Annotated in this window: 14 protein-coding genes; 5 read left to right on the plus strand and 9 right to left on the minus strand. The window is 75.2% G+C overall.

The features are described 5' to 3' along the window. Nucleotides 1-42: 42 nt before the first annotated feature. From JOE63_RS07890 to JOE63_RS07905, 4 genes are all read right to left on the minus strand, one after another. Nucleotides 43-1254 carry an ABC transporter permease gene (locus tag JOE63_RS07890; protein WP_204540416.1) on the minus strand — a complete coding sequence of 404 codons (1212 nt, stop codon included), beginning with the start codon at nt 1252-1254 and terminating at the stop codon, nt 43-45. Then, a complete protein-coding gene (locus JOE63_RS07895) occupies nt 1251-2138 on the minus strand; it encodes an ABC transporter ATP-binding protein (RefSeq protein ID WP_087471421.1) in 888 nt (295 codons plus the stop codon). The genes JOE63_RS07890 and JOE63_RS07895 overlap by 4 nt, the downstream gene beginning before the upstream one ends. Then, nucleotides 2135-3154 carry an efflux RND transporter periplasmic adaptor subunit gene (locus JOE63_RS07900; protein ID WP_204540423.1) on the minus strand — a complete coding sequence of 340 codons (1020 nt, stop codon included), beginning with the start codon at nt 3152-3154 and terminating at the stop codon, nt 2135-2137. Before JOE63_RS07900 ends, JOE63_RS07895 begins: the two co-directional genes overlap by 4 nt. 401 nt (nt 3155-3555) lie before the next feature. Continuing rightward, nucleotides 3556-4704 (minus strand): Mrp/NBP35 family ATP-binding protein, encoded by a 1149-nt coding sequence (locus tag JOE63_RS07905; protein WP_087471423.1) that lies wholly within the window; start codon nt 4702-4704, stop codon nt 3556-3558. A gap of 109 nt (nt 4705-4813) precedes the next feature. Here JOE63_RS07905 and JOE63_RS07910 point away from each other — a divergent pair, with 109 nt between their 5' ends. Further along, a complete protein-coding gene (locus JOE63_RS07910; RefSeq protein WP_204540428.1) occupies nt 4814-5611 on the plus strand; it encodes a maleylpyruvate isomerase family mycothiol-dependent enzyme in 798 nt (265 codons plus the stop codon). Between the two features lie 24 nt (nt 5612-5635). On the opposite strand, the gene JOE63_RS07915 is transcribed toward JOE63_RS07910, so the two are convergent. After that, the gene (locus JOE63_RS07915) at nt 5636-6145 is read right to left on the minus strand and encodes a DUF1003 domain-containing protein (RefSeq protein WP_087471425.1); all 510 of its coding nucleotides are present in this window, start codon (nt 6143-6145) and stop codon (nt 5636-5638) included. Next, nucleotides 6138-7481, minus strand: coding sequence for a magnesium transporter MgtE N-terminal domain-containing protein (locus JOE63_RS07920; protein WP_204540433.1), 1344 nt, complete (start codon nt 7479-7481; stop codon nt 6138-6140). Before JOE63_RS07920 ends, JOE63_RS07915 begins: the two co-directional genes overlap by 8 nt. A 132-nt stretch (nt 7482-7613) precedes the next feature. Between JOE63_RS07920 and JOE63_RS07925 the strand changes: the two genes are divergently transcribed. Continuing rightward, nucleotides 7614-8405: a general stress protein gene (locus tag JOE63_RS07925; protein WP_204540439.1), complete on the plus strand. Its 792-nt coding sequence runs from the start codon at nt 7614-7616 to the stop codon at nt 8403-8405. A 251-nt stretch (nt 8406-8656) separates the two neighbouring features. Here the strand turns inward: JOE63_RS07925 and JOE63_RS07930 are convergent, their stop codons facing one another. Next, nucleotides 8657-10294, minus strand: coding sequence for an aminopeptidase P family protein (locus JOE63_RS07930; protein WP_204540442.1), 1638 nt, complete (start codon nt 10292-10294; stop codon nt 8657-8659). Further along, nucleotides 10291-11175 (minus strand): alpha/beta fold hydrolase, encoded by an 885-nt coding sequence (locus JOE63_RS07935; protein WP_204540447.1) that lies wholly within the window; start codon nt 11173-11175, stop codon nt 10291-10293. Before JOE63_RS07935 ends, JOE63_RS07930 begins: the two co-directional genes overlap by 4 nt. A 118-nt stretch (nt 11176-11293) precedes the next feature. Between JOE63_RS07935 and JOE63_RS07940 the strand changes: the two genes are divergently transcribed. Next, a complete protein-coding gene (locus tag JOE63_RS07940; protein WP_204540450.1) occupies nt 11294-12133 on the plus strand; it encodes a PHP domain-containing protein in 840 nt (279 codons plus the stop codon). Nucleotides 12134-12140: 7 nt separating this feature from the next. Continuing rightward, nucleotides 12141-12773, plus strand: coding sequence for a MarC family protein (locus JOE63_RS07945; protein WP_047234782.1), 633 nt, complete (start codon nt 12141-12143; stop codon nt 12771-12773). Here the strand turns inward: JOE63_RS07945 and JOE63_RS07950 are convergent. Further along, a complete protein-coding gene (locus tag JOE63_RS07950; RefSeq protein ID WP_204540452.1) occupies nt 12770-13513 on the minus strand; it encodes a GNAT family N-acetyltransferase in 744 nt (247 codons plus the stop codon). The two genes, JOE63_RS07945 and JOE63_RS07950, sit on opposite strands and share 4 nt — an antisense overlap. A 236-nt stretch (nt 13514-13749) precedes the next feature. Here JOE63_RS07950 and JOE63_RS07955 point away from each other — a divergent pair, with 236 nt between their 5' ends. Next, nucleotides 13750-15534 (plus strand): beta-N-acetylhexosaminidase, encoded by a 1785-nt coding sequence (locus tag JOE63_RS07955; protein WP_204540455.1) that lies wholly within the window; start codon nt 13750-13752, stop codon nt 15532-15534. The last annotated feature ends 12 nt before the right edge of the window (nt 15535-15546 follow it).

Below are 15546 nucleotides of genomic sequence, written 5' to 3' on the forward strand. Positions count from 1 at the left end.
GGTGGGTCGGGGTCGCGACGGCGGTGGGCCGGCGAGCCGGTCTCAGTAGCGGATGGCGTCGATCACCTTGACGCGGACGGCGACGAGCGCCGGGAGGAGGCCCGCGAGCGCGCCGATCCCGACGGCGGCGAGCATCCCGGTCACCGCGGCGGAGAACGGGAATCCGGGAGCGTCCTGGACGGCCGAGCCCATGAGCACGTCGAGCGGGAGGTTGTGCAGCGCGACGACCGCGACGGTCACGCCCAGCACGCCCGCGACGGTGGTCGCGACGACGCTCTCCATCATCACGGAGAAGAAGACGCGGCCCGAGCTCGCCCCGAAGCTCCGGCGGATCCCGATCTCGCGGATCCGGTACCGGACGGTGACGAGCGCGATGTTGACCAGCCCGAGCCCGCCGAGCAGGAGCGCGATCACGCTGACGCCGAGCACGACCCAGCGGATCGCGCCGTCGACGACGCCGTAGCTCGCCGAGTCCGACCGGTAGACCTCGGCCTGCGTGCCGCTGATCGCACCGGAGACGTCGCGCTGGATCGCCTCGACGAGCCCGTCGGCCAGCTCGTCGGGGACCCACAGCTCGAGCCGCGGCGGGCCGGTCGTCGCCAGCGACTCCGGGGTGACCCAGGCCGTCTGGGCGTCGACGAGGACGTAGGCCTGCGGCTCGGCCTGCGGCCAGTCGTCCGGGAACGCCCCGACGACGGTCGCGACCACCGGGTTGTCGCCCCCGATCGTGACGGTCGGGTGCTCCGCGACGGTCACGCCGCCGAGCGCGTCGAGGAACGCCTGGTTGACGACGAGCGCGGGCGCGAGGCGGTCGGCGTCCGCGTCGGTGAACCACCGTCCCGACGTCACCTCGAAGCGGTGCATCGTGGCCCAGTCGGCCTCGACACCGGTCGTGTAGACCTCGCGCGTGCCGTCGGGGAAGCGGACGGGCGCGGGCGCGTCGCGCAGCATCGACGAGTAGCCGATCGCGTAGCGCTCGACGACCTCGTCGAACACCCGCTCGTACTCCTCGGGCCCGGGCATGACGCTCCCGCCCTCGCCCGTCGGCCAGGCCGTCACCTGGAGGGTGGCGGCGCGACCGCCCCAGCGGTCGTTCTGCTCGGCGGAGACCTGGCGGAGCATCTCCCCGGCGGCGGAGATGGCCGTGATCGCGCAGACCGCGACCGCGACGCCGACGAGCGCGAGGAGGACGCGGACCTTGTGGACCCGCAGCTCGTCCCACGCCTCGAGGACGGCGCCGACGATCCCGGTCACGCGGCGTCCCCCGTCCGCGGGGACGCACCGTGCGAGGCGACCAGCGGGCGGGCGACGTGTTCCGCCTGGTCGTCGCCGGCCTCCAGCGCGGGCGCGGCGGCACCGAGCGCCCCGGGCCCGTAGGGCCCCGCGGCGTCCTGGGCCCCGGGTTGCGCGCCCGGGGCGTCGAGCGACGCGAGCGACCCGGCGCTGCGCGCGCTGATGGCGATCGGGGTGAGCACGCCGTCGGCGAGCCGGAACTGCCGGGCCGCGCGCGACGCCACCGCGAGGTCGTGCGTGATGGCGATGAGGGCCGACCCGTTCTCGCGCGCGATGGTGTCGAGCAGGTCCATGACCTCGCTGCCCGTGTCGACGTCGAGCGCGCCCGTCGGCTCGTCGGCGAGGATCACGCGGGGCACGCGCACGAGCGCGCGGGCGATGGCGACGCGCTGCTGCTCGCCGCCCGAGAGCTTCTCCGGGCGGGTGTCGAGGCGGTCGCCGAGGCCCACGCGGTCGAGCATCTCGGCGGCCAGCGTCCGGCGCTGCCAGAACTGCCGCCCGCGCGCGTACAGCAGCGGCGCGACGACGTTCTCGAGCGCCGTGCGGCCCTGGAGGAGGTTGAACTGCTGGAACACGAACCCGAAGTCCGTGCCGCGGCGCCGCGCCCGGGCGCGGCCGGAGAGCCGGCCGATGGCGACGCCGTCGAGCAGGTACTCGCCGCCCGTCGGGGTGTCGAGGAGCCCGAGGATGTTGAGCAGGGTGGACTTGCCGGTCCCCGACCGCCCGACGATCGAGACGTGCTCCCCGGCGGCGACGGTGAGGTCGATGCCGCGCAGGATCTCGAGCTCGCGGTCGTCGGGGAGGAGGACGGAGCGGGCGACCCCGCTCAGCTCCAGGAGGCTCATCCCCCGATCACCTCGCCGGTCATGGGGTCGACGACCGGCACGACGTCCTGGCCGGGCACGAACTCGAGGACCTCGTCGCCCTCGGCGAGACCCTCGGTCACCTGGACGACGCTGCCGTCGGTGAGGCCGAGCGTGACGGCACGCTCCTCGGGCTCGCCGTCGGCGCCGACGACCCACACCTTGCCCTGCTCGACCCGGCCGAGCACCGCGGTCACGGGGACGACGAGGGCGCCCTCGACGGCGCCGGCGGTGATCTCGAGCTCGGCCGCGAGCCCGGCGAAGACGGTGACGTCGCCCGGGACGGCGCACGTGACGCTCGCCGAGGACGCGCCCGCGGCGGGGTCGGTCGCGCCCTCCTCGGGCGTCCCGGCGGGAGCCGCGGCCGCGCCCATGCGCAGGTTGGTGCACGTGAACGGCGCCGGGCCCCCGGTGACGGTGACCGTCGCCTCGGTCGGGATCTGGAGCAGGCGGAACTGCTGCTCGGCGACCATGCTGCCCGTGACGGACAGCGTGCCGGGGGAGACCGACGCGAAGTCCTCCCCGACCGCGACCTCCTGGTCCTTCAGGGCGGTGAACGTGGCGACCGTGCCGGCGGTCGTGGCCTTCACGGTCTCCTTCGTCACCTTGGGCCGGCGCTCCGTGACCGTGACCTCGCCGGTCTCGGGGTCGGTCTTCGTCAGCGGCTCCTGCGGCTCGGTGAGGGTCACCTCGAGCAGCGGCGCTCCGGCCTCGACGACGTCGCCGGGCTTGGCGTGCACCGCCGTGACGACGCCGCGCTGCGTGACCTTCTGCGGCGCCGCCGGGTCGGCGACGATCTGCCCGGTCAGGGTCACGGTGTTGGTGACGTCGCCCGTGGTCACGGCCACGCGCGGCTCGACGAGCTCGGCGGAGGGGGCCGCCGGGTCGGCGGGCGCCTCGGGCGCCGAGCGGAACGCGATCACGGCGAGCGCGGCGGCGATGACCCCCCAGACGACGATGCGGAGGGCGGGGAAGACGATCCGGCGGGTGATACCCACGTGCGGGCTCCTGAGCGACGGTGACGGGACGACGGTGGCGGACGGCGAGCGAGCGCTGCTGGCTGCGGGCGGGTGGACGCCCGGCCCGAGGCTAGGGGGCGAGGCGAGGGGGCGTCGTCATCCCTGGGGAGGAGTTCTGTCGAGATCTCTCCACCGTGGGGTCACCGACCGGTAACGGGTGGAGCAGGCTCCGGCGGGACGCGGGGGAGGCGATGAACCCCGCGAGGGCACGGTGGAGCGGCGGCGACGCCACGGCACGATCCCCCTCACCGGCCCGACGGCCGTCCCCCTGACGAGATGCGGGCGAGACTATACCGTGGCACGGAGAAAAGACAGGGGTCCTGCGAGACACCGCCGCACGCCGCACCGCCGCGGCGCGTGCGACCCGGCGTGACCGGGCGTCAGACGACCGTGACCCCGAGCGATCGCCCTGCGAGGCCGCGCGGTCGGCGCGAGAGCCCGAGCGCGACGTCGCGCAGCGCCACGGCCGCGGCGGAACCCGGGTCGGCGAGGACCACGGGGGTACCGCCGTCGCCCGCCTCGCGCAGCGACACGTCGAGCGGGACCTGGCCGAGGAGCGGGACGTCGGTCCCCGTGGCGCGGGACAGGTTCGCGGCGACGCGCTCGCCCCCACCGGACCCGAAGACCTCCAGGCGCGACCCGTCGGGCTGCTCGAGCCACGACATGTTCTCGACGACGCCGACCACGCCCTGCTGCGTCTGCGTGGCGACGGAGCCCGCGCGCTCCGCGACCTCGGCGGCCGCGACCTGCGGCGTCGTGACGACGACGATCTCGCTGCCCGGCAGGAGCTGCGCCACGGAGATCGCGATGTCGCCCGTCCCGGGCGGCAGGTCGAGGAGCAGCACGTCGAGGTCGCCCCAGAAGACGTCCGCGAGGAACTGCTGGAGGGCGCGGTGCAGCATCGGTCCGCGCCACACGACCGGCTGGCCGGGCGGGACGAACATGCCGATCGAGACGACCTTCACGCCGTGCGCGATCGGCGGCAGGAGCATGTTGTCGACGCGCGTGGGCTGCCGGTCGACGCCGAGCATGCGCGGGATGGAGAACCCGTAGATGTCCGCGTCGACGACGCCGACCTCGAGACCCTGGGCCGCGAGCGCGACCGCGAGGTTCGCCGTGACGGACGACTTGCCCACCCCGCCCTTGCCGGACGCGATCGCGTAGACCTTGGTCAGCGAACCCGGCTTCGCGAAGGGGATCTCGGGCTCGCCCACGCCGCCGCGCAGCATCGTGCGCAGCTCCGCGCGCTGCTCCGCGCTCATGACGCCCAGGTCCACGCGCACGTCCGCCACGCCGTCGACCGCGCGCACGGCGGCGTCGACGTCGCGCGTGAGGGTGTCGCGCATCGGGCACGTCGCGACCGTGAGGTCCACGCCCACCGTGACGACCGCGCCCGGCGCACCGGGTGCGACCGCGACCGAGCGGATCATGCCGAGGTCCGTGACGGGGCGGCGGATCTCCGGGTCGAGGACCGCGGTGAGGGCCTGCCGGACGGCGTGCTCGAGCGGGTCTGCAACAGGGTCGGGCATGGACCCATCGTAGGCGCGCCCGCGGCACCGTCCGCCGGGCCCTAGGTCCCGGGACGGACGTGAGCCGCATCGCACGACGTGGTGCGCCGAACGGGTCTACCGTGCACGGATGGACGCCCTGGCCTCCCTCGCGCGGGACAGCGAGCTGTTCGGCGACGCCGTGCGCAGCGCGCCCCCGGACGCGCGCGTGCCGTCGTGCCCCGAGTGGACCGGCGCGGACCTGCTCTACCACCTCGCGGAGGTGCAGGACTTCTGGGCGCGCGTCGTCGGGCCGTCCCCCGGGCACGGTCTCGACGGCGACGACGTCGCCCCGCTCGCGCGGCCCTCGTCGGACGCGGAGCTGCCCGCGCTGCTCCAGCGCTCGACGAGCCGGCTCGTCGCCGCCCTCACGGGTCGGGACCCCGGGGAGCCGTGCTGGTCGTGGCACGACGACGGCCGGCACGTCGGCTGGGTCGTGCGCCGGCAGGCGCACGAGGCGCTGATCCACCGTGCCGACGCCGAGCTCACGGCCGGACGGGACGTGACCCCCGCCGACCCGGACGTCGCGGTGGACGGCGTCGACGAGGTGCTGTCGGTCATGGTCGACGGCGTGCCCGGCTGGGGCGTGTTCACGCCCGACGGCGCGACGGTGTCGGTCGTCGTGGACGGGTTCGGGGAGCGGCCCCGGAGCTGGGACCTCGCGTTCGGGCGCTTCACCGGGACGGGCCCGGAGTCGGGTACCGCGTACGACCTCGACGTCGCGCAGCTCGTCGACCTGCCCGGCTCGACCACGACGCAGGTCTCGGGCCCCGCGTGGGCGCTCGACCTGTGGCTGTGGGGCCGTGGCCCGGCCGACGGCCTGGCCGTCGAGGGCGACCCGGCGCTCGTCGAGCGCCTGCGCCGCGTGGCGGCCGAGGGCACGCAGTAGCGGGTCGCGGTACCTACCTCGGGGTCAGCGGTCGGCGGCCTCGTCGTCGGCCGGGCGGGCCGACTTCTCCTCCAGCTCCTCGAGCAGGTTGCGGATCTCCGAGCGGACGAAGTCGCGCGTGGCCACCTCGCTCAGCGCGATGCGCAGGGCGGCCATCTCGCGCGCGAGGTACTCGGTGTCCGCGAGGTTGCGCTCGGCGCGCTGGCGGTCCTGCTCGGCGGTGACGCGGTCGCGGTCGTCCTGACGGTTCTGCGCGAGCAGGATGAGCGGCGCGGCGTACGACGCCTGGAGCGAGAGCATGAGCGTGAGCGCGGTGAACCCGAACTCCGCGGAGTCGAACCGCAGGCCCTCCGGACCCCACGAGTTCCAGATGATCCACACCGCGCAGAACACGGTGAGGTAGACGAGGAACCGGGGCGTGCCCAGGAACCGGGCGATGCCCTCGGTCGCGCGGCCGACCGCGTCCTGGTCGACCTTGACCCGCGGGATGAGGGAGCGCCGCGCGCTCTTCGGCGTGTCGAGACGGTCAGCCACGGGTCACCTCCGTCGCGCCGCCGCGACCGGCCGGACGCGACGGCAGCGACCCGGGCGCGAGCGTGGCGCGCGCGTAGTCCGTGTCGACGTCGTCGTCGGTCTCGCGCCAGTCGTCGGGCAGCATGTGGTCGAGCACGTCGTCCACGCTGATCGCGCCGAGGAGGCGCTTCTCGGCGTCGAGCACGGGGACGCACAGGAGGTCGTAGGTCGCGAGGATGCGCGTGACTCGGCCCAGCGGGGCGTCGGGCGCGACGCCCTCGACGTCGGAGTCGAGCACCGAGCCGACGGCGGCGTGCGGGGGCTCGCGCAGCAGCCGCTGGAAGTGCGCGACCCCGAGGAACCGGCCCGTCGGCGTCTCGAGCGGGGGGCGCGCGACGAACACCATCGACGCGAGCGCGGGGGCGAGGTCCTTGCGCCGGATCTGCGCGAGCGCGGTGGCGATGGTCGTCTCGGGGCCGAGCACGACCGGCTCGGAGGTCATGAGGCCGCCCGCGGTGTCCTCCGCGTACGCGAGCAGGCGGCGCACGTCGCGCGCCTCCTCCGGCTCCATGAGCTCGAGGAGCTGGGCGGCCTGCGCCTCGGGGAGCTCGTGCAGCAGGTCCGCGGCGTCGTCGGGCTGCATCGCCTCGAGGACGTCCGCGGCGCGGTCGGTGTCGAGGCCGGAGAGGATCGCGACCTGGTCGTCCTCCGGCAGCTCCTCCAGGACGTCGGCGAGGCGCTCGTTGTCGAGCGCGCCCGCGACCTCGAGACGGCGCGTGTCGCCCAGGTCGTGGATGACGTCGGCGAGGTCGGCGGGCTTGAGGTCGTCGTAGGCGGCGAGGAGCATGGCGGCGCCCTGCGCCTCGGTGCCGCCCGCGAGGCCGGTGACCGCGCCCACGTCCACGACGATCGCGTCGCCCCGCCGACGCAGCCCGAGCGTCCCCTTGTGCTGGGACCTGCGCCGCACGTACAGCTTGGTGACGAGCCAGTCGCCCGTGCGCTGGCGCTCGATCGCGAGGTCCTCGATCGTCGCCGAGCCCGACCCGTCGACGAGCTCGACCGTGCGCTCCAGCAGCTCGCTCACCGCGAGCGTCTCCATCGCCCGCTGCTCGAACCGCCGCATGTTCACCAGGCCCGTGGAGATGACCTGGCCCGCGTCGATGCTCGTGACGCGCGTGAGCGGGAGGAAGACCCGGCGCCGCCCGGGCACCTCGACGACGAGGCCCACGGCGCGGGGCGCGCCCTTGGGCCGGATGAGCACGACGACGTCCCGCACCCGGCCGACCTGGTCGCCGATGGGGTCGAACACGCTGGTCCCGGCCAGGCGCGCGACGAAGACGGTGGTGGCTGCGCTCACGCGGCCAGCCTACGCACGCGCCCCGGTCGCCGCGCGTTCCTCCGCCGGGTGGCGCCGTCGGGCGGCACGGAACGGCGGACGCGCGGGCACGCGGCCCTCGCGCGGTCCGCACGAGTAGGACAGACTGGGCGAATGAGCATGTCACGCCCGGGTGCCGTCCCCCGTGTCCCCACCCCGCCCCGTGGTGAGGAGATCGCGTCGTACGCGACCTATCTCGAGGCGCAGAAGGCGGTCGACTTCCTCTCGGACAACAAGTTCGCGGTCGAGCTCGTGACGATCGTCGGCACGGACCTCAAGATGGTCGAGCGCGTCACGGGTCGGCTGACGTACGGGCGCGTCGCGATCGCCGGCGCGGCCTCCGGCGCCTGGTTCGGCCTCTTCGTCGGCCTGCTGCTCTTCATGTTCTCCGGTCAGGGCGGGTTCGTGCTCACCGCCATCGGGATCGGCGCCGGGTTCGGCCTGCTCTTCTCGGTGCTCTCGTACGCGCTCACGCGGGGCAGGCGCGACTTCACCTCGCAGAGCCAGATCGTCGCGTCGTCGTACGGGATCCTCTGCGCGCCCGAGCGCGCGGGCGACGCGCGCCAGCTCCTCTCGCGGATGCCCCAGGGTGCGGGCGGGGTCCGCGCGCCGGCCGCCCCGGCGAACCCGACGTGGGGCACGCCCGGAGCGACCACTCCTCCGGCGACCCCCGCACCGACCGCCCCGGCGCCCGAGCCGCCGTCGGGGGCCACCGCGCCCACGCCCCCGGTGGCGCCGCCGGCGCGGACACCCGACCCGCGCTGGACCACGCCGACGGGGGAGCCGCGCTACGGCGCCATGCGCCCGACGTCGGACCAGCCGGCCGACGCGCAGCCCGACACCCGGCCCGACGCGCAGCCCGCCCCCGGCGCACAGCAACCCGACCAGCCCGAGCGCCCTGCCTGACGGAACGACGACGAGGGCCGGCCGCCGGACGTCGTCGTCCGTCGGCCGGCCCCTCGCCGGAAGCGCTCGCTAGCGCTTCCGCGACTTCACGGCGGTCTCGGCAGCCCTCTCGCGCTTCTGGGCGCGCTTTTCCTTGAGGGTCGACGATGCTTCCTTCTTGGTGCTCTTCGCCACGTGAGTTCACCTCCCCTCGCCGGTGGATGAACGGGCCACCATAGCCCAGTTCGTCCGCCGGCGAGCGGGGCCGTGCCTCAGCCGCGCAGGCGTGCCATCCAGGCCTCGACGTCCTGCGCGCGGCGGGGGAGGGCGGCCGAGAGGTTCTCGTTGCCGTCCGCCGTCACGAGCACGTCGTCCTCGATGCGGACGCCGATCCCGCGATACTCCTCCGGGACCGTCAGGTCGTCCGCCTTGAAGTACAGGCCCGGCTCGATCGTGAAGACCATGCCCGGCTCCAGCACGCCGTCGAGGTAGAGCTCGCGGCGCGCCTGCGCGCAGTCGTGCACGTCCAGGCCGAGGTGGTGGCTCGTGCCGTGCACCATCCAGCGGCGGTGCTGCTGACCCTCGGGCGAGAGCGACTCCGCCGCGCTCACGGGGAGCAGCCCCCACTCCTCCAGGCGTGCCGCCACGACCTCCATCGCCGCGGCGTGGACGTCGCGGAAGCGCGCGCCCGGGACGGCGACCGCGAACGCGGCGTCCGCCGCGTCGAGCACCGCCTGGTAGACGCGGCGCTGCACCTCGGTGTACTCGCCGTCGACGGGCAGCGTGCGCGTGACGTCCGCGGTGTAGAGCGAGTCGACCTCGACGCCCGCGTCGAGCAGCACGAGCTCGCCCGTGCGCACGACTCCGTCGTTGCGGATCCAGTGCAGCGTCGTGGCGTGCTCACCGGCCGCGGCGATCGTCTCGTAGCCGACCGTGTTGCCCTCGAGGCGCGCGTGCGCGTCGAACGTCGTCTCGATGACGCGCTCGCCGCGCCGGTGCTCGACGGCGCGCGCGAGGTTCCGCACGACCTCCTCGAAGCCCGCGATCGTCGCGGCGACGGCCTCGCGCATCTGCCCGACCTCGTGGGCGTCCTTGACGAGCCGCAGCTCGGAGACGGCCTCGACGAGCGCGGCGTCCGTGCGGCGGTACGCGGCCTCGGCGCGCGCGAGCCACTCGGCCTCGGTGAGCCGCTCGTCCTGGGCCGCCTCGACGTCGTCCAGCCCGGCCTCGGCGCGGATCGCCTCGACGAGCGCCTCGACGGCCTCGTCGGCGCCCGCGACGACGAGCAGGGCCACCCCGCCCGGGCCGACGTCCTTCGCGAGCGCGTCGCGCAGCTCGTCCACGTGGCGGGCCTCGACACCGGTGGCGGTCGTGACGTCGTCGAGCGACGGCCGCGCGCCCACCCAGAACTCGCCGTAGCGCGAGTCGGCGTAGAACTCCTCGGTGTCGCGCGCGGCGAGCGGGCGCACGTAGAGCACCGCGTGATGGTCGGAGCCGCCGTCGCCGGTGCCGGGCTCGACCGGGTGCAGGACGAGGACGGCGTCGGGCTCCTGGTCGGTGCCGTAGCCGGTCAGGTGCGCGAACGCCGAGTGGGGGCGGAACCGGTAGTCGGTGTCGTTCGAGCGCGTCTTCAGCGGACCGGCCGGCACCACGAGGCGCACGCCCGGGAACCGGGCGGACAGCGCGGCGCGGCGAGCGACGGTGAAGGGAGCGGCGGGCAGGGGCTCGACGTCGAGCTCCGCGCGCGGCGCCCAGCCGCTCGTGATGAAGGCCTTGAACGCGTCGGAGTCGGGGCGCTGGGAGCGGTTGCTCCCGCGCGCGGCCAGGTCCTGGCCGTCCCCGGCGTTCTCGGGGGCCTGGTCGGGCGTCTCGGACGTGGGCTCGGGCGTGACGGGGGTGGCGTCGGTCATGCCCCCAGTCTCGCACCGCGCACGCGGCCGAAGTCCGCGAGCGCGCGCCCCAGCACGCGGTTGAAGGCCTCGGGGGCCTCGCTGTTGACGTCGTGACCGGCGCGCGGCACGACGACGAGCGCGGCGTCCGCGGCGGCGGCGAGGTAGCGCTGCTCGTCGAGGCGCATGTGGTCGCGGGCGCCGTTGACGAGCCAGACGGGCACGTCGACGTCGCGCACGTGGGCGAGCCACGAGCGGCCCGCGAGCTGGGTGAGGGCGTCGGTGACGACGTGCCAGCCGGGCGCGGCCGGGGCCCGCGTGCCCGCGTCGGCCGGGCCGGAGAGCGCGTACGACGACGCCGCACCGCCCGGGAGCGAGCGCCCGCCCCGGGCGATCGCGTCCCATGCGGCCGCGCTCGTGCGCGCCGCCCAGCGGGCTCCGCGCCCGACGGCGCCCCCGCCCGCCACCACGAGGCGCGCGACGTCGCGGTACAGCGCGACGGGCTTGCCCTTGGGGTCGGACGTGCACGCCGCGGCGACCACGCCCGCGAGGTTCGCCGGGCGGCGGGCCGCCCAGGCGAGCGACGTGTAGCCACCGAGCGAGAGCCCGACGAGGACGACCCGGCGGTCCGGGCCGAAGGAGGCGGCGGCCTCGTCGATCACGTCGAAGGACCGGTCGAGCGTGAAGCGCTCGTGGGCGCGGGCGCCGTGGGCGGGCAGGTCGACCGCGACGGCGTCGTGGCCCAGCGACCGCACGTGCTCGACCTGGTGGTCCCAGATCGCGCCGGACGTGCGCATGCCGTGCACGAAGACGACGGCGGGCGGGCGCTCCGAGCCGTCGGCGGACGCGTCGGTGCGGTGGGCGGGCGGGGCGAGGGCGGGGGCGTGCGTCGAGGGGGTCATCGCTCCCGACTGTGGCACCCCAGCCTGGGACGGCCGTGGGGAGGGGTGGCGCCCCGTGTGCACATCGTGTGCGGGTCCCGTGCCGCCGACCGGGTGTCCCGTCACTATCCTGGGACCCGTGCGCATCGACCTCCACACCCACTCGACCGCGTCGGACGGCACGGACGCGCCGGGAGAGGTCGTCGAGGCCGCGGCCGCGGCCGGGCTCGACGTCGTCGCGCTCACGGACCACGACACGACCGCCGGCTGGGCGCAGGCGACGGACGCCGCGCTGCGCCACGGCGTCGCGCTCGTGCGCGGCGCGGAGATCTCGGCCCGCTCGGGCGGCATCAGCGTGCACCTGCTCTCCTACCTGCACGACCCGGCGCACGCGGCGCTCCTCGCAGAGCTCGACCGCACGCGCGACGCGCGCACGAGCCGGGCCCGGCGGATGGTCGACCTGATCGCCGAGGACTATCCGATCACGTGGGATGATGTGCTCGCGCAGACCGTCGAGGGCACGACGATCGGGCGGCCGCACATCGCGGACGCGCTCGTCGCCGCAGGGCTCTCGCCCGACCGCTCGGCGGCGTTCGCGACGATCCTCGCCACCGACACCCCGTACTACGTGCCCCACTACGCGCCCGACGCCGTCGCGGCGGTGCGGGGTGTCCGTGCCGCGGGGGGCGTGCCCGTCCTCGCCCACCCGGGCGCGGACGGCCGAGGGCGCGTCGTGTCCGACGCGGTGATCGAGGAGATGGCCGCGGCGGGGCTCGCGGGGCTCGAGGTGTTCCACCGCGACCACGACGAGCGTCAGCGCGTACGGCTCGAGGACCTGGCCCGCACCCTGGGCCTGTTCGTCACCGGGTCGAGCGACTACCACGGGGCCGGCAAACCGAACCGGCTCGGGGAGAACACGACAGCACCGACCGTGCTGGAGCAGATCGAGGAGCTGGGACAGTTGGACGTGATCCGATGATCGGACGATGAACGAGCTCTTCGACGTCCGGCTCTTCACGGAGGTCTTCGTCACCCTGTTCGTCATCATGGACCCGCCCGGCACCGTGCCGGTGTTCCTGGGCCTGACGAGCGCGATGGGTGCCAAGCAGCGCAACCAGGCGGCACGCACCGCGATCCTCGTCGCCTTCGGCGTGATCGTGGCGTTCGCGGCGTTCGGCCAGCAGATCCTCAGCTACATGCACATCTCGCTGCCCGCGCTCCAGACCGCGGGCGGCCTGCTGCTGCTCCTCGTCGCGATGGAGCTGCTCACGGGCAAGATGGAGGAGCCGCAGCCGTCGGGCAACAAGGGCGTCAACGTCGCGCTGGTGCCCCTCGGCACGCCGCTCCTCGCCGGCCCCGGCGCGATCGTCGCGACCATGGTCTTCGTCCAGCGCGCGGGGGAGCGCGGGGGTGGCGTCGCGGAGTGGGTCGCGATCGTCGCGGGCGTCGTCGCGGTGCACGTGTGCCTCTGGCTCTCCATGCGCTTCGCGAACGTCATCAACCGCGTGCTCGGCGACTCCGGGACGATCCTCGTGACGCGCATCGCCGGTCTGCTGCTCGCCGCCATCGCGGTCCAGCTCGTGGCCGACGCCGTCACGCAGTTCGTCCAGGCCGCCTAGCTCCCGGCCGCCGGAGCGTCGGGCGTCACGACCTCCCACCGGCCGAAGAGGGTCAGCCCTGCCGCCGCCGCGAGCGCGACGGACGCCGTGTTGTCCGGCTGGCACCGGTACTGGGGCTCGTGCCCGGCGTGGAGCGCGTGCCGGGCGAGGGCGCGCACGACGGCCCTGCCGTGCCCCCGACCCCGCGCGTCGGGCAGCGTGAGGACGCCGACGTCCGCGAGGGCGGAGCCACCCCAGGGGTAGGCGCTCGCGGCGGCGACGAGACGGCCGTCGTCGACGGCGCCGAAGACGGCCCAGTGGTCGAGCTCCACGTACGCGTCGTCGAGGTCCTGCTCCGGGGCCGCGGACTCGAAGTCGGCGAACAGCGCGGCGTCCTCGGTGGTGAGACGACGCACTCCCGGCGCACCCGCCTCGCCGAGCAGTGCCGCGCGCGCTCCGTCGTCGAGGTGGTGGACGAGATCGGGGTCGTGCAGCACGAGGTCCGCGCGGACGAGCGCGGCGCGCAGGTCGTCCTCGGAGAGCCCCCTGGCGGCCAGGTCGACGAGCCCGAGGGCGTCGGCGACGTCCGGGGTCACGGCGACGGACGTGCGCCCGTCGGCGGCGGTCCGCAGCACGGTGACGCGCTCGCTCGCGTCGAGGTCCGCGTTCGTCACCAACGTCAGGCGCTCGTCCCGGAAGAGGACGTCGCCGCCGACGCGGCGCTCCCAGTGGGCTGCCACGACGGGCGAGAACGAGGGCACGGTGTCTCCTGAGGGTGGGCGGGTCGCGGGGCGCCCGGACGGGCGGTGCCGGTCGGCACGCTAGCGCCCCCGGGACCCGGGTGCAGCGTCTTTTCCCGCGCGCACCCTGCCCCGGCGCTCGGGCCGGACGCGGCACCGGAGCCGTGCGGAGCCCCTCGCGGACGCGCCCGGGCAGCGCTAGGGTCGGGCCGACGCGGACGACGGCCGTCCGCGCGACGAGTTCGGCAGGGGTCCTCATGAACGCAGCCCGACGCTCGGCACGACGCGCGCTCGGCGCGCTCACCGTGGCCGCGGTGGGCGGCGTCGCCGTCCTCGCCGGCTGCACCTCCCCGTCCGCCACGACGGCCACCGTCCAGGACCTCGGGCTCGTCCCCCTCCCGGCGTCGGTCGAGGTCTCGGGCGCCGCGCCCTACGTGCTCGACGACGAGACCCGGGTCGTCGTCGACGCGGCGGCGGGCAGCGCCGTCGGGCAGGAGGGCGCGGTCCACGTGGGCGAGCTGCTCGCCGCGGAGCTGCGCACGCCCACGGCGCTCGACCTCCCGGTCGAGACAGGCCCCGAGGCCGACGGCGGCGCGGTGGTCCTGCGGCTGGAGCCCGGCGGCGAGTCGTGGGACCCCGACGGCCTGCTCGACGACCCCGCCGCCGAGGCGTACACGCTGGAGGCCGGGGAGGACGGCGTCGTGCTCGCCAGCGCGACGCCCGCCGGCCTGTACCGCGGCACGCGCACCCTGCTCCAGCTCCTCCCGCCCGAGGTCGAGACGCCGGCGCGCGTCGACGACGTCGCGTGGGAGGTGCCGGCGGTCACGATCACCGACGAGCCCCGGTACGCCTACCGCGGCGCGATGCTCGACGTCGCGCGGCGCTTCGCCCCCGTCGAGGACGTCCAGCGGTTCGTCGACCACCTCGCGGACTACCGGCTCAACGTGCTGCACCTGCACCTGTCCGACGACCAGGGCTGGCGGCTCACGGTCGACGGCCTGCCGGAGCTCGCCGAGGTGGGCGGCCGGACGCAGGAGGGCTGGCCGCCGGGGACCGGCGGTCCGTGGTTCTACACGCCCGAGGAGTACGCGCAGATCGTCGAGTACGCGGCCGAGCGCTACGTGACCGTCGTGCCCGAGATCGACGGGCCGGGGCACACGCTCGCGGCGCAGTCCGTCCTCGGGTCGCTGCGGTGCGACGGGACGCCCGGCGAGCCGTACTGGGGCCCGGAGGTGAACAACCCCATGATCTGCTCGAGCGACGAGAACATGCCGGCGGTCCAGGAGTACCTCGACACCGTCCTCGCCGCCGTCGTCGCGCAGAACCCCGGTCCGTACGTGCACCTGGGCGGGGACGAGGCCCCCAGCCCCGCGGAGGGCTGGTACGAGAACTACACCGCGGCGGCGAACCAGATCGTCGCGGGGCACGGGCGCACGGTCGTGGGCTGGCACCAGTGGGCGCAGGGCACGACCCTGCCCGAGGGCAGCCTGATCCAGTACTGGGGCGTGGGCGAGCGCAACCGGGGCCTCATCGGGACCGCGCGGGAGACCGCGGACGTCCAGGAGGTGCGCGCGGCGCTCGCCGCGGGCGCCGACCTGATCATGTCGCCCGCGGACCGCACGTACCTCGACATGAAGTACGACGACCTCACCCCGTACGGGCTCGAGTGGGCCGCGCGGATCGACCTCGAGCGCGCGTACTCGTGGGACCCCGAGACCGAGCTGACGTCGACCCTCGACCCGGAGCGGAAGGTCGACGTCGCGGGCCGCGTCGCCGGGGTCGAGGCGCCCCTGTGGTCGGACCGCTCGTACCCGGACAGCCTCACCCACCTGCCGACGAGCACCGACGAGTTCGTCGACGTCGACGTCTACGTGGACCACATGACCTTCCCCCGCCTGCCCGCGCTCGCCGAGGTGGCCTGGACCGCCCAGGCCGACCGCGACGTCGAGGACTTCGAGGCGCGCATCGTGCGGCAGGCCCCCCGCTGGGACGCCGCCGGCATCGGCTGGAACCGCGTGCACGACGTGCGCTGGGAGGGCTGAGACGACGGCCGG

Source organism: Cellulosimicrobium cellulans (assembly GCF_016907755.1).
GTDB lineage: Bacteria > Actinomycetota > Actinomycetes > Actinomycetales > Cellulomonadaceae > Cellulosimicrobium > Cellulosimicrobium cellulans_D.

Bases quoted from the DNA above. Each gene is read 5' to 3' on its own strand.
- JOE63_RS07895 (WP_087471421.1), bottom strand. From the start codon at position 2,138: ATGAGCCTCCTGGAGCTGAGCGGGGTCGCCCGCTCCGTCCTCCTCCCC.
- JOE63_RS07905 (WP_087471423.1), bottom strand. From the start codon at position 4,704: ATGCCCGACCCTGTTGCAGACCCGCTCGAGCACGCCGTCCGGCAGGCC.
- JOE63_RS07910 (WP_204540428.1), top strand. From the start codon at position 4,814: ATGGACGCCCTGGCCTCCCTCGCGCGGGACAGCGAGCTGTTCGGCGAC.
- JOE63_RS07925 (WP_204540439.1), top strand. From the start codon at position 7,614: ATGAGCATGTCACGCCCGGGTGCCGTCCCCCGTGTCCCCACCCCGCCC.
- JOE63_RS07930 (WP_204540442.1), bottom strand. From the start codon at position 10,294: ATGACCGACGCCACCCCCGTCACGCCCGAGCCCACGTCCGAGACGCCC.
- JOE63_RS07935 (WP_204540447.1), bottom strand. From the start codon at position 11,175: ATGACCCCCTCGACGCACGCCCCCGCCCTCGCCCCGCCCGCCCACCGC.
- JOE63_RS07945 (WP_047234782.1), top strand. From the start codon at position 12,141: ATGAACGAGCTCTTCGACGTCCGGCTCTTCACGGAGGTCTTCGTCACC.
- JOE63_RS07955 (WP_204540455.1), top strand. From the start codon at position 13,750: ATGAACGCAGCCCGACGCTCGGCACGACGCGCGCTCGGCGCGCTCACC.